Annotated in this window: 12 protein-coding genes and 1 pseudogene; 8 read left to right on the plus strand and 5 right to left on the minus strand. The window is 66.5% G+C overall.

The features are described 5' to 3' along the window. Positions 1 to 15: 15 nt before the first annotated feature. Positions 16 to 1,299: a serine/threonine-protein kinase gene (locus GOACH_RS09975; protein WP_040518223.1), complete on the plus strand. Its 1,284-nt coding sequence runs from the start codon at positions 16 to 18 to the stop codon at positions 1,297 to 1,299. A 34-nt stretch (positions 1,300 to 1,333) separates the two neighbouring features. On the opposite strand, the gene GOACH_RS09980 is transcribed toward GOACH_RS09975, so the two are convergent. Together GOACH_RS09980 and GOACH_RS09985 are read right to left on the minus strand one after the other, a co-directional pair. Then, positions 1,334 to 2,029, minus strand: a complete 696-nt coding sequence (locus GOACH_RS09980; RefSeq protein ID WP_005174114.1) for a response regulator — start codon at positions 2,027 to 2,029, stop codon at positions 1,334 to 1,336. Then, positions 2,026 to 3,336, minus strand: coding sequence for an ATP-binding protein (locus GOACH_RS09985; RefSeq protein ID WP_245551864.1), 1,311 nt, complete (start codon positions 3,334 to 3,336; stop codon positions 2,026 to 2,028). The genes GOACH_RS09980 and GOACH_RS09985 overlap by 4 nt, the downstream gene beginning before the upstream one ends. Before the next feature lie 100 nt (positions 3,337 to 3,436). On the opposite strand from GOACH_RS09985, the gene GOACH_RS09990 reads away from it, so the two are divergent. Together GOACH_RS09990 and GOACH_RS09995 are read left to right on the plus strand one after the other, a co-directional pair. After that, complete coding sequence (locus GOACH_RS09990) at positions 3,437 to 4,822, plus strand: PspC domain-containing protein (protein WP_005174118.1); 1,386 nt, start codon at positions 3,437 to 3,439, stop codon at positions 4,820 to 4,822. Beyond that, a complete protein-coding gene (locus GOACH_RS09995; RefSeq protein WP_005174121.1) occupies positions 4,819 to 5,058 on the plus strand; it encodes a hypothetical protein in 240 nt (79 codons plus the stop codon). Before GOACH_RS09990 ends, GOACH_RS09995 begins: the two co-directional genes overlap by 4 nt. 3 nt (positions 5,059 to 5,061) lie before the next feature. Here GOACH_RS09995 and guaA read toward each other — a convergent pair whose 3' ends face one another. Next, positions 5,062 to 6,678, minus strand: a complete 1,617-nt coding sequence (gene guaA, locus GOACH_RS10000; RefSeq protein ID WP_005174122.1) for a glutamine-hydrolyzing GMP synthase — start codon at positions 6,676 to 6,678, stop codon at positions 5,062 to 5,064. Positions 6,679 to 6,843: 165 nt separating this feature from the next. Here guaA and GOACH_RS10005 point away from each other — a divergent pair, with 165 nt between their 5' ends. Genes GOACH_RS10005 through GOACH_RS10015 form a run of 3 tightly spaced genes read left to right on the plus strand, consistent with a single transcriptional unit; the run spans position 6,844 to position 8,736 of the window. Further along, positions 6,844 to 7,434 carry a biotin transporter BioY gene (locus tag GOACH_RS10005; protein WP_005174124.1) on the plus strand — a complete coding sequence of 197 codons (591 nt, stop codon included), beginning with the start codon at positions 6,844 to 6,846 and terminating at the stop codon, positions 7,432 to 7,434. A gap of 28 nt (positions 7,435 to 7,462) precedes the next feature. Further along, positions 7,463 to 8,137 (plus strand): energy-coupling factor ABC transporter ATP-binding protein, encoded by a 675-nt coding sequence (locus GOACH_RS10010; protein ID WP_005174125.1) that lies wholly within the window; start codon positions 7,463 to 7,465, stop codon positions 8,135 to 8,137. Continuing rightward, positions 8,134 to 8,736 carry an energy-coupling factor transporter transmembrane component T family protein gene (locus GOACH_RS10015; protein ID WP_005174126.1) on the plus strand — a complete coding sequence of 201 codons (603 nt, stop codon included), beginning with the start codon at positions 8,134 to 8,136 and terminating at the stop codon, positions 8,734 to 8,736. Before GOACH_RS10010 ends, GOACH_RS10015 begins: the two co-directional genes overlap by 4 nt. Before the next feature lie 72 nt (positions 8,737 to 8,808). On the opposite strand, the pseudogene GOACH_RS10020 reads toward GOACH_RS10015, so the two are convergent. Beyond that, positions 8,809 to 10,157 (minus strand): annotated as a pseudogene (locus GOACH_RS10020) (2-isopropylmalate synthase); the annotation flags it as partial. A gap of 269 nt (positions 10,158 to 10,426) precedes the next feature. On the opposite strand from GOACH_RS10020, the gene GOACH_RS10025 reads away from it, so the two are divergent. Next, complete coding sequence (locus GOACH_RS10025; protein ID WP_005174129.1) at positions 10,427 to 11,119, plus strand: FadR/GntR family transcriptional regulator; 693 nt, start codon at positions 10,427 to 10,429, stop codon at positions 11,117 to 11,119. A 101-nt stretch (positions 11,120 to 11,220) separates the two neighbouring features. Beyond that, on the plus strand, positions 11,221 to 11,769 hold the full coding sequence (locus tag GOACH_RS10030; protein WP_005174132.1) for a cysteine hydrolase family protein: 549 nt from the start codon (positions 11,221 to 11,223) through the stop codon (positions 11,767 to 11,769). Positions 11,770 to 11,776: 7 nt separating this feature from the next. On the opposite strand, the gene GOACH_RS10035 is transcribed toward GOACH_RS10030, so the two are convergent. Further along, the gene (locus GOACH_RS10035; protein WP_005174133.1) at positions 11,777 to 13,540 is read right to left on the minus strand and encodes a GMC family oxidoreductase; all 1,764 of its coding nucleotides are present in this window, start codon (positions 13,538 to 13,540) and stop codon (positions 11,777 to 11,779) included. Positions 13,541 to 13,565: the final 25 nt, after the last annotated feature.

The following is a 13,565-nucleotide window of genomic DNA, read 5'->3' on the forward strand; positions in this document are numbered from 1 at the left end:
GGCTATCATGCCGGTATGTCATTCGCCGAGAGCTACCGCACACCGGGTCCGCAGTACCTGGTGGCCGGCCGTTATCGGCTGAGATCCCGAATCGGGGGCGGCGGCATGGGCACCGTCTGGCTTGCCCGCGATCAACTCCTCGACCGCGATGTCGCGGTCAAGCAGGTCCTGTCGACCGAAGGCCTCTCCGACGATTCAGCCGACAACGCCCGTAAACGCGCGATGCGCGAGGGCAGGATCGCGGCAAAGCTCGCCCACCGCAATGCGATCGCCATGCACGACGTCGCACTCGACCGCGGTGAACCGTGGCTGGTGATGGAATACCTTCCCTCGCGGAGCATCGCCCAGATCCTGCACTCCGCCGGCACACTCGACGTGACCGAATCGGCCAAGATCGGTGCGCAGGTCGCCGACGCCATGACCGAAGCACACGCCGCCGGTATCGTGCACCGCGACATCAAGCCGGGCAACATCCTCATCTCCGAAACCGGGCGACACGCCGGATTGGTCAAACTCACCGACTTCGGCATCTCCCGCGCCAAGGACGACGTCGCGTTGACACAGACGGGCGTGATCACAGGCACCCCAGCCTATTTCGCCCCTGAGGTCGCCCGCGGCGCCGAACCGTCGGAGGCGTCGGATGTGTACTCGCTCGGCGCGACGATCTACACGATGGTCGAGGGCGAGCCACCCTTCGGCGTGGACGACAACTCACTGGTCATGCTGCACAAAGTGGCTCGTGCGCAGATCAATCCGATGACCCGGGCGGGTGCGCTCGAACCCGTGCTGTTACACATGCTCGAACCCAGTCCGACGAAGCGCATCACGATGTCCCAGGCGCGTGACGAACTCATCGCGGTCGCGTCCGGCGGGCGCGCCTCCGCCGATCAGGTGCTGACCAGCCTGATCCCCCGACCGTCGGGCGTGAGCACACTCCCCCCGCGTGGCACGGGCACCGGAGCGCCCGGCCAGACATCGCAACCGGATTCGGCTCGCCCCGCCGGTTTCCCCACGTCCCGTCCCGCGCCGGGTTCACATACCCCGGGTGCGGGAACGTCGGTGGCCGCTGGATGGCACACGCCGCCGTCGACGCACCGAAACCACACCCTGGTCTCCACGACGCCACCCTTTGCAGGCGAGAACCGTCCACCAGAGCACTACCCGATGGACCCATATGCGAGTCTCCCACCGTCACAACGATCTTCGGGAACATCACCCACGGCCCTCGCACTCGCCGTGCTGGGATTCTTCGTGGTTCTGGCCGTCGTGATCGTCCTTGCGATCGCTCTGGTTCGCTGAACCTCCGATAGCCCGACCTCCGGCGCGTGGGGACTCAGCCGATATGGCGGGTGGCCGCCCATCTGGTCAGCGCGTTGCGGTTGGACTGCTGGGTCTTCCGCAGCACATTCGACGCGTGGGTTTCGACGGTCTTGATCGAGATGAACAACTCCTCGGCGATCTCACGGTAGGTGTATCCGCGCGCCAACAGACGCAGCACCTCGAGTTCGCGACGCGTGAGAGAATCGAGCTCGGGATCAAGCGCCGGTTCGGGTACCGACGATTTACCTGTGAACGAATCCAGCACGAACCCCGCCAGGCGCGGGCTGAACACCGCATCACCGTCTGCGACCCGACGAACCGCGTCCGCAAGCTCTCGACCGTCGATCGTCTTGGTGACGTATCCACGCGCGCCCGCTCGGATCGTGGCGATCACGTCCTCCGCCGCATCGGACACGCTCAGTGCGAGAAACACCGGCGCGTCGTCGCCCAGGGACTCGGTCACACCGCGCAATACCGACACGCCCCCACCGGAGGGCATGTGCACGTCGAGGAGCACGACGTCAGGGCGCAGTCGGGTGATGGCCGAAACCGAGTCGGCGACCGTGCCCGCCTCACCGACGACGTGCAGCCCCGGCTCATCGGCGAGTTCGGCGCGCACCCCCGACCGGAACACCGCGTGATCGTCGACGAGGAACACCCGACACGAACGGCCCTGCACGTCCGGCCCGGCAGTCGTGTTCTCGGTCATCGTGGTCTCCCCTGTTCGATCGATTCGTCGGCTGGCACGGCTACGCCGGTGTCGTCGAGTCGTGCGGCCTGCGACTCTGTGTGCGCGGCAGGTCGCGGCATGATCAGTCGGATATTCGTGCCGCGGCCCGGCGTCGAATCGATACGCGCTTGTCCCCCAGCACGTTCCATCCGGGACTTGATGGAACGTGCGAGTCCCTGTCTGTCGGGGTCGACCCCGTCGCGATCGAATCCGACGCCCCGGTCACGAACGAACACCTCGACCTCCTCGTCGCCGACCTCCAGGTAGACGTCGACGCTCCGCTCGCCGGAGTGCTTGGCCGCGTTGACGAGCGCCTCGCGGGTCGCTCCTACCAGCGCAGGCCACCGCCGTACCTCGCCGCCGGACGTGGCACGGTGTCCCTCATCGGGACGAAGGTCGCCGACGGTGACCACCTCGACCTCGATGCCGTATGCGTCCTCCACCTCGGCACCGACCTCACGGATGGACGCACTCAGCGACGTGCCCCGCTGGGCCACATCGCCGAACAGCCAGCCGCGCAACTCACGCTCCTGGCTGCGGGCCAACCGCGCGACCTCCTCGGGTTTCGCCGCCTGCTTCTGGATGAGCGCGAGGGTCTGCAGGACCGAGTCGTGCAGATGCGAGGCGATCTCCTCGCGCTCGGCGTTGCGGATACGGGCTGCACGCTCTTCGTTCAATGCGCGCCACAGCCGCATCCACAGCGGCACAGTCAACAGGACGACACCGATCAACGTCGCAGCGACTGCGAGCAGAGTGGTACTCAGTCCGCCGTAGTTGCGCCGTCCCGCCACGACGATCACCGCCAGACCGCCCACGACGAGTATCGCGCCGCCTGCCAACCGCGTCCACGTCAGCGCGGTACTGCGCTGACCGGTTGCGGGTGAGTCGAACTCACGCCACACCAGGCCCGCACCGACCATCACGAACACGAACGGCACGAGGTATGCGGCGGGGGTGCCCGACGCCGCGAACCCGACGACGGTCATCGCGACAAGCGCCAGCACCGCCAGGCCCAGCGCCTGGCGACGTTCTCCCGGCGCGGGCGGCTGCGTGTCGTCGCCCTGCGGGCAGAAGAACCACAGGAGTCCGTATGCCAGGACCCCCGCACCTGCCAGCGCAGCGAGCACCACGAACACCACGCGCACCCGGAATGCGTCGACGCCGAGATGGTCCGCGACCCCGCCCGCGACACCGCCGATCACCCGGCCTGCGTCGCGTCGCACCAGCCGGGGAACCGGCGGGACGTCGGGGGAAACAGGACTACTCACACTTCGATACTGCCGCATGCACCCCGGCGACCACATCAGGGTTGTTCCCCGTTTTCCGGGGGAAGGTCAGGGTCGATCCCCGATGTCGGCGAGACGTGCGAGCGCCAGGATAGAGCGCATGGATGCCACGCAAGTCCGTACACAAGTCGAGCAGCTCTGGCACACGCGCCCGGTTCGTCCCACGAGTCCGCGCACGGTCGCCGGCGTCTGCAGTGGCATCGCGTTCCGCTATCGCATCGACCCGACACTGGTGAAGGTCGCCTTCGTCGTCTCGACACTGTTCGGTGGCAGCGGGCTTCTCCTCTACGTCGTCGGGTGGGTCGCCTTCCCGTCGAGCCGGGTCTCCGCGGGGGGCACCGATTGGCGACGGAGCGGACGCAGCGGCCATCACAACCCCGCACTGGTGATCATCGCGGCCGTGGTGATCATCGTCGTCGTGTCGTTCGGTCCGCACGGCACCTGGAGCTCAGGGGCGGTCCTGGGCACAGTCCTGATGTTGCTCGGCTGGTGGCTGCTGTTCCGTCGAGCACCGACACCTCTGCCGGGCACCAGCGCCGACACCCTCGCTGCGGGATCCGCACCCGCCGTCGAACAGTTCCAGCGCTGGACACCGCGAGCCGTCCGCGCCGAAGCATCACCGCCAATCGCCTCGGACGCCACAGTCAGCACGGCCGCCGCGGTCTCCAGCGGATCACCGGCTACTCCCAGTCTGAACAAGTCTGCTGTCGCCGATGTCTCGTCTGCGCCTCGTCGCGACGATCCGGCCGCCGTGACCACGGTGTTCACGTCCGCCGACCGTCAACCCCCCTCGTGGGATCCGCTCGGCGCCGCGCGGTTCGCCTGGGATCTGCCGGAACCGGCGACGCCGACTCCACCCGCAGAGCCCACCAGCCGAGGCTCCGCAACCCGGGCGTCGCTGGTGATCATCGGAGCGGCACTTCTCGTGGCGATGAGCGGCGTGGCCGCACATCAGGCAGGGGTCGACTGGTTCACCCCGACGCGCATCCTCGCCCTGGCGCTCGCAGTTGTCGGAGCCGGGCTGCTCGCACTCGCGGCACTACGCAGGCCCACCGGGCGACGACAGGTCGGACTCGTACCCGTCGCCGTCGTCCTGGGCGCAGCCGTCGTCATCGCGGCGGCGTCGACGAGTATCGCCACCGACTCCGGTTTCAGTGGCGTGCCGGAGGGCGGCGTCGGACAGCGCACGCACAAGCCACTGAGTGAGCACGATCTGCGCGACAAGTACTCGGTCACGATGGGCGAACTCGACCTCGACGTCCGCGCGATCACGTTGACCTCGGATCGGACCGTCGACCTCGAGGCCGGACTCGGTCAGGTCACCGTGTGGGTCCCGAAAAACATGAACGTGCGGGCCAACTGCACGACGAACGTCGGCGACACGCACTGCCCGGAGGGGCTGTCCGTCGGCACTGCAGGCGCCGACAAGCCTGTACTGACGCTCAACGTGCACAACAACATGGGCGATGTCGAGGTGACCCGATGAGCGCAGCGGAGGCTCCGATGAGCGAGAACCAGAACGACGAGCAGACGTCGATCGACGGTCGTGGTCGACGCGCACCTGGCCTCGCGCTCGTCGGCGTGGCGGCACTCGCGGTGGCGATCTGGGGCCTCGTCGGCACACCCGAGCTGCCGTCGGCCTCGGTGCTGGGGTGGGGCGTAGTCGGGATAGGACTGGTCGTCGGCCTGGTGCTGCTGGTCAGCGGCGCCCGTCGACGGTAACCGCTACTCCCACTCGATGGTGCCCGGCGGCTTGCTCGTGACGTCGAGGACGACACGGTTGACGTCGGGCACCTCGTTGGTGATGCGGGTGGAGATCGTCTCCAGCACCTCGTAGGGCACACGTGTCCAGTCGGCGGTCATGGCGTCCTCGCTCGACACCGGCCGGAGGACGATCGGGTGCCCGTAGGTGCGGCCGTCGCCCTGAACGCCGACGCTGCGCACGTCGGCGAGCAGCACCACCGGGCACTGCCAGATCTGATGGTCGAGTCCTGCAGCGGTCAATTCCTCGCGGGCGATGAGGTCGGCCTTGCGCAGCATCGACAGACGCTCGGAGGTCACCTCACCGACGATGCGAATGGCGAGGCCGGGGCCGGGGAACGGCTGACGGCCCACGATCTCCTCGGGCAGACCGAGCTCGCGTCCGACGGCACGTACCTCGTCCTTGAACAGCAGTCGCAGTGGCTCGACCAGGGTGAACTCGAGGTCATCGGGCAACCCGCCCACGTTGTGGTGGCTCTTGATGTTCGCGGTGCCGCTTCCGCCACCTGATTCGACGACGTCCGGGTACAACGTGCCCTGGACGAGGAAGTCGACCTTGTCGCCCTCGGCAGCCCGATCCCCGAGCACGTCGCTCACGGCACCCTCGAAGGAACGGATGAATTCGCGGCCGATGATCTTGCGCTTCTTCTCGGGATCACTGACGCCCGCGAGCTCGTCGAGGAAGGTCTCCGCAGCGTCGACCGTCACGAGTCGTGCACCGGTCGCGGCGACGAAATCGTGTTCGACCTGCTCTCGTTCACCCGCGCGCAGCAGTCCGTGGTCGACGAAGACACAGGTCAGACGGTCGCCGATGGCCCGCTGGACCAGCGCGGCCGCGACGGCGGAGTCGACGCCGCCGGACAGTGCGCAGAGCGCGAGACCGTCGCCGATCTGGTCGGAGATCTGGTCGATCAGCGCATCGGCGATGTTCGCCGGTGTCCAGTCGGCTTCCAGGCCGGCGATCTCGTAGAGGAACCGCGTGAGCACCTGCTGTCCGTGCGGGGTGTGCAGCACCTCCGGGTGGTACTGGACGCCTGCCATCTTCTTCTCGACCGACTCGAACGCCGCGACGGGCGCGCCCGGCGTCGACCCGGTGACCGCGAACCCCGCGGGCGCCACCTGGACGGCATCGTTGTGGCTCATCCACACGGGTTGGCTGCGGTCGAGGCCTCGATGCAGCACGCCGTCGTCGGTGATGGTGAGGGTCGTGCGTCCGAACTCGCGGCCTCCGGTGTTGGCGACCTCGCCGCCGAGCGCTGCGGCCATCGTCTGGAATCCGTAGCAGATGCCGAAGACGGGGATGCCGAGTTCGAGGATCGCGGGGTCGAGGCTCGGCGCGTCGTCGGCGTACACCGACGCCGGACCGCCGGAGAGGATGATCGCCACCGGATCCTTCGCCGTGAACTCCGCGATCGGGGCATCGTGCGCGATCACCTCGGAGTAGATGCGGGCCTCACGAACCCGCCGGGCGATCAACTGCGCATACTGCGCACCGAAGTCGACGACGAGGACCGGTCGGGGACCTTCGACGAGATCAACGGGTGGGTTGTCGGCAGCAGGGGCAGATGATTCTGTCACCACGCCATTCTATGCGGCACCGTCACGACGGAACTCTCACAGGCCGGGCGGAGAGCACGTCCGCGGCCCCGTGGAATACTCCTTGGCATCATGAGTACGTCAGACGAGCGCGAAAAGTCCAGGTCATCCGCGCGAAGGTCATCCACGCGGAGGCCGGGTAGTCGACGGATGTCGCTGTCGATCTCGGACATCACCCAGGCCGCGGTGTTCGCCGCGCTGATCGCCGCACTCGGACTGCCGGGCCAGATCAGCGTCGGCAGCGCCGGCGTACCGATCACCTTCCAGTCCCTCGGTGTGATGCTGACCGGCGCCATCCTCGGTCCCAAGAAGGGGACGCTGGCGGTGGCCATCTTCATGGTCCTCGCGATCGCCGGGTTACCGATCCTCTCCGGCGGACGCAACGGGCTGACCTCACTCTCCTCACCCACGGCCGGGTTCTTCGTCGGTTTTCTGCCGGGTGTCTTCGTCATCGGGGTGCTGACCGCCCTGATGATGCCGAAGTACCGGGTGCCCTGGGGGATCGCGGCGAATCTGATCGGCGGCGTCCTGGTGGTCTACATCTGCGGCACCATCGGCCTGATGATCCGCGCCGACCTCAGCCTGTGGGCGGCGATCGCGGCGAACGGCTGGTTCATCGCGGGTGATGCGGTCAAGGCGGTGATCGCCGCGCTGGTCGCCTCCCAGGTGCATCGCGGCTGGCCCGGCCTGATCACGCCGCTACGGTGGCGACGCGGTCGCATCGTCGCCCTCGACGCATGACCCGCCCGCCCCGCCCCCGGGATCGCCGGTGATCGAATTCCGCGACGTCTCACACTCTTTCGACGGCCGTCGGGTGGTCAGTGATGTCTCCGTCGAACTCCCCGAACGCCGCATCGGCATCGTCGGAGCCAACGGCAGCGGCAAGTCGACGCTCGCCCGGATGATCAACGCGCTCGTCGTTCCCGATACCGGAACCGTCGTCGTCGACGGGCTCGACGCCGCGAAGGACAAGCGTCGGGTTCGACGCCGCGTCGGGTTCATCTTCTCCGACCCCGACCGGCAGATCATCATGCCGACCGTGCGCGAGGACATCGAACTCTCGTTGACCAGGTCCGCGCTGTCCAGGTCGCAGCGACGAGACCGGGCGCTGACGGTGCTCGAGCGATTCGGCCTGGCCGATCATGCCGACCAACCGTCGAGCACGCTGTCGGGCGGCCAGAAGCAGTTGCTCGCACTTGCGGCCGTGTTCGTCACCGAGCCCGCGATCATCGTCGCCGATGAGCCGACGACGCTGCTCGACCTGCGCAACAGCCGCATGCTGCGACGGGTGTTCGCCGACCTCGACGTCCAGCTCATCGTGGTCACCCACGACCTCGACCTCGTCTCCGATTTCGACCGGGTCCTGGTGATCGACAACGGCGCGATCACCGTCGACGACGTTCCCGACGTCGCACTGCCTGCGTACCGAGAGGCGATGGCGTGAACCCGCTCGGCACGTTCCGACCGGGGAACTCCGTCGTACACAAGCTCTCCCCCGGGGTGAAGCTGGTCGGGCTGGCCGCCGGGATTCTCGCGATCACGCTGTGTGTGCGATCGGTTCCCGCGCTCGGGATCGCGGCGGCAGCGGTCGTCGCCGTCTACGGCCTGGCCGGCATCGGCCCCGCCACCGCATGGCGGCAGTTCCGTCCGACACTGTGGATTCTGGTGTTCGTCTTCGCCTTTCAACTGATCGTCACCGACTGGCGTCGCGCGACTGTGGTGACCGGGATTCTGGCGCTGTCGGTGCTGCTCGCTGCACTCGTCAGTCTGACCACGCGCACCACCGACATGCTCGATTCGTTGACCCGCGCCATGACCCCGCTGCAGAGAATCGGTGTACGCACCGACCTCATCGCCATCGCACTGGCACTGACTATCCGATCCATCCCGCTGATCGTCGAGATCGCCGGCCGGGTCGACGAGGCGCGTCGTGCCCGCGGGCTCCGACCGGGCGCGCGAATCCTCTTCGCGCCCATCGTCATCGGAGCGTTGCGGACCGCCGACGGGTTCGCCGAGAGCCTCAGCGCACGAGGATTGGACTGACCGCCACGCCCCGTGCGCCAGACCCCAGTGTCAACCCGCCCGGGTCGCGTGCTCGGCACCGCTGCACGCGCCGAACACCGCATCGTAAATCGCCTTGACCTGGGCGGCCGTCACCACGACGCCGACATCGTCACTGAATCGCTGCACGTGCGCCGCCAACTCGATCTGCTGCTCACGCGTCAGCGCGATGCCGTACTCGGTCTCGAGTACGTGGGCTATCCCGCCCTTACCCGACTGTGAGTTCACCTGGATCACCGCATCGTAGGTGCGTCCGAGATCTGCCGGATCAACCGGCAGGTACGGCACGTGCCAGGGCAGTTCGTTCTCCGGGACCTGCTCGCGCACCGACCGCGCGCGGTGCTCGGCGAGTCCTTTGCGGATCGCGTCCTGGTGTGTGCCGCTGAACGCGGTGTGCACCAGGTCGCCGACGTAGGGGTGACGCGGATGGATGTCGATGCGGGTGGCGTACTCGACGACCCGCCTGACCTCGTCGATATCGGAGAAATCGATCATCGGATCGATCCCCTGTGCATGCAGATTCAATGCGAGAGTGGCGATATCGACGTTGCCGGTCCGTTCACCGTTGCCGAAGATGCATCCTTCGACACGTTGGGCGCCCGCCAGCATCGCCAGCTCCGCGCAGGCGATTCCGGTGCCCCTGTCGTTGTGCGGGTGAACCGAGAGGATCACCGCGTCGCGGCGTGCCAGGTGACGGTGCATGTACTCGATCTGATCGGCGTACACGTTGGGGGTTGCCACCTCGACTGTCGCGGGCAGGTTGACGATCACCGGCCGGTCGACGGTCGCATCCCACAGCGTCGTCATCGCGTCACACACGTCGAGGACGTAGTCCGGTTCGGTGAGGTTGAAGACCTCCGGCGAGAACTCGAAGCGCACGTTGTCCCGGTCACCCGCCAGGCCGAGGACATCACGCCCGCCCGACATGATCACGTCGAGCAGTTCGCGTCGATCCCTGCCGAGCCGAGTACGACGTCCCGCCATACAGGCGCCGTCGCGGTGTACATGTGTATGACGACGTTGTTGCGAATCCCGTTGATCGACGCCACTGTTCGCTCGATCAGGTCCCGGCGGGCCGGCGTGAACACGACGATGGTGACGTCGTCGGGCGCCAACGAGTTCTCGGAGTCCCCGGAATCGGCGAGCAGACGCACGAAGTCGAAGTCGGTCTGCGACGCGGACGGATAACCGACCTCGATCTCCTTGTAGCCCATGGCGACCATTGCCTCGAAGAACCGTCTCTTGCGGTGAGGGTCCATCGGTTCGGCAAGGGCCTGATTCCCGTCCCGCAGGTCGACGGGTACCCACAGTGGCGCAGCGGTGATCCGGTTCGACGGCCAGTTCCGATCGGTCAGCGGGACGTCGACCTTCGTATAGACGTCGCGGTATCGGTGCGAGGGCATCGGCGAGGGCCGCTGACGGTTCCAGGAGGCACTGCTCTTTGAGGTGCTGGCCGACGTCGAGGTGGTGGATTGGGGGTTGTTCATGGCGATCTCCGTGACCGGTCGAAGTGGTGACCGGCACGCCGAACTCCCACGGCGGGGAGCCGGTCGACTCAGACCCCGCCGTGGCAGCGAAGAAGACGTCCGCACGACAACATGGACTAGACTGTACAAGTCATCAGACAAGTAGACAACTATCACGGGCACATTCGTCGAGTTCCGGAGGACAGATGGCAGCTATCCGACGCACACGACTCGCCGATCAGGCAGCCGAGATCCTTTTGGAACGTATCCGCGCCGGCGAGTGGACCGTCGGTGCGAAACTTCCCGCGGAGAGTGCCCTCACCACAGAACTGGGAATCGGGCGGTCCTCGCTACGCGAAGCCATACGTCTGCTCGCCGCGCGTGGCGTGGTCGAATCCCGCCATGGCTCCGGGGTGTACCTGCTCGCAACCCGACCGATGGCAGCCCTCGACGATGTCGTGCGCACACGCGACATCATCTCCGTGGTGGAGGCGCGACTGGCCATCGAGACCGAGGCCGCCCGACTTGCCGCGCGCAGGCGTACCCCCGCCGACGTGGAGGTGTTGCAAGACGCGCTCGCTCTCCGCACCGCAAGCTACCTCGACGGCCCCTCACTCGTCGACGCCGACATCGCCGTGCACCGCGGGATCGTCGCGGCGTCGCACAACGGTGCACTGCTCGACATCTTTGACGGCCTGACGCCGCGTGTGCGGGACACGATGGTCGATATGCTCACGCGCTCACCGGTCTCCGACGTCGAGGCAGACGTCGACGCGCACCGACTCCTCGTCGAAGCCATCGTCTCGGGTGATGAGGAGGAGGCCTACCGACGTTCGCGAGCGCACCTCGACGACCTCATCCTGACGCTCACCGCGCCGTCGCCGACTCCACCGCAGTGAGCGGCGGCGGCTGGACCGGGGCATGAACGATCGTCGCGTAGGCTCGGTGGCCGTCGTGCGGTTACCACCGCGATCGCGATACAACGGAGGTCCGGCCAGACATGGATGTCACTGCCCTACTCGTGCTGGACTACCAGTACGGCACCGTCGATCAATTCGGAACCGAAGAAGCACTGCATGCCGCCGTTGCCGCTGTCGATGCAGCGAGAGCGCACGGCATTCAGGTCTATTTCGTCCACACCGCATTTCGACCGGGGTTACCCGAGATCGGTACGGGCAACAAGATATTCACCAAGCCGGGTGAGTTTCCGACGGCGTCGGATCACGCGGCGACCATTCACCGGGATTTTCATCGAAACGATTCCGACATCCTCGTCACCAAACGCCGGGTCAGCGCCTTCTCCGGCTCCGATCTGAGCATGCTGCTGCGAGCGTCGAAGACAACTCGCCTGGTGCTGGCGGGCATCGCGACCAGCGGGGCAGTTCTCTCCACGCTACGAGAGGCGGCTGATCTCGATTTCGAGTTGACGGTCTTGGCTGACGCGTGTGTCGATTTCGACGACGCTGTCCACGACGTTCTCGTCGAGAAGGTGTTCCCGATGCAAGCCGACGTGATGACGTCGCAGCAATGGATCGACTCGCTGCGTTAGCGTTCACTCACCGCGCTGCAGCATGCTCCACCGGAGTGATCGGCAGGCGCAACGCGCCCGGTGCATCAGCGGGAACCACCGGATGCGCAGGCGCGATGGGCGCCAGACGTCGGTAGTCACCCCCCTGCTCCGGACGCTGATCGGCCTCACCCTTGTTGGGCCACAACGAAATCGCGCGCTCGGCCTGAGCCGAGATGGTCAGCGACGGATTGACACCGAGGTTTGCCGAGACCGCCGCGCCATCGGTGACGTGGAGCGTCGGATAGTTCCACACGCGGTGGTATGCGTCGATGACACCGGTGGCCGGATCGTCGGAGATCGCGCAGCCACCGAGGTAGTGCGCGGTCAGCGGCATGTTCATCACGTCGCCCCAGGTCCCGCCTGCCAGGCCGCCGGGGAGGATGTCGGCGATACGACGGGTGGCCTCGTTGCCCTTGGGAATCCACGTCGGATTGGGCTCACCGTGGCCCTGCCTACTGGTGATGTAGCGGAACGGACCGCGCTTACGCACAAAGGTGGTCAGCGAGTTGTCGCTACTCTGCATCACCAGTGCGATCACGGTGCGCTGACTCCACTTGCGGACGAAGAGAAGTCGCAGAAGAACGAACGGATTGCGGGCGACCTGCTTCACGAACTGTCCGAACCGGTTGGCTCGGGTCCCACCGTCGGTGAGTACGGTTTGCAGGTAAGCGATGGCATTGCTGCCCTTGCCGTAGCGGACCGGCTCGATGTGGGTGTTCGGCTCGGGATGGAACGATGATGTGATCGCCACCCCGTGCGAATAGTCGTGCTGCGGATCGTATTTCGCCGCCATCGCACCGAGGATCGATTCGGAGTTGGTGCGTGTGAGCCTTCCCATCGCGTTCGAGATCTTCGGCAACGTGGTGCCCTTGGCCCGGTGGAGCAGCTTCTGTGTGTTGAACGTTCCGGCAGCGACGATCACCTGGTCGGCGGTGAACGTGCGCCGTCGACGGCCCAGTGGCCCCCAGGCCGACGAGCCACTGGTGCTGACCTGCCACGTTCCGTCGGCGCGCTGAGTCAATCCGTCGACCGTGGTGCGGTCGATGATCGTCGCTCCGTTGCGTTCGGCGAGTCCGAGGTAGTTCTTCATCAGGGTGTTCTTGGCACCGACACGGCAGCCGGTCATGCATGCCCCGCATTCGGTACATGCGGTGCGCTCCGGCCCGGCTCCGCCGAAGTAGGGGTCGGGCACCGTCTCGCCGGGTACTCCCGCCAGACCGGTCTTCGCGCCGAAGAACACACCGACCGGCGTCGAGGTGAACGTGTCCGCGGCTCCCATCTGCTCCGCGACCTTCAGCATCACCCGGTCCGACTCGGTGACCGTCGGATTGGTGACGACACCCAACATCCGACGCGCCTGCTCGTAGTGCGGCGTGAGCTCGGCCTCCCAGTCGGTGATGTCGTTCCACTGAGGGTCGGTGAAGAAGGGCGTCGGCGGCTTGTAGAGGGTGTTGGCATAGTTGAGCGATCCGCCCCCGACCCCTGCGCCAGCCAGGATCATCACATCCTTGAGCGCGTGGATGCGTTGGATGCCGTACAAGCCGAGCTTGGGCGCCCACAGCCATTTGTGCAGGCGCCAGCTCGTCTTGGCGAATTCGTGGTCTTCGAATCGACGTCCGGCTTCGATCACTCCGACGCGGTACCCCTTTTCGACGAGGCGTAGCGCGCTGACGCTACCGCCGAATCCGGAGCCGACGATCAGTACGTCGAAATGTCGGTCGGTCGAATCGAAACCATGGTGGGCTGCCATGAAAAACCATTCTAATGCCCATTGT

This window comes from Gordonia aichiensis NBRC 108223, from assembly GCF_000332975.1.
Classification (GTDB): domain Bacteria; phylum Actinomycetota; class Actinomycetes; order Mycobacteriales; family Mycobacteriaceae; genus Gordonia; species Gordonia aichiensis.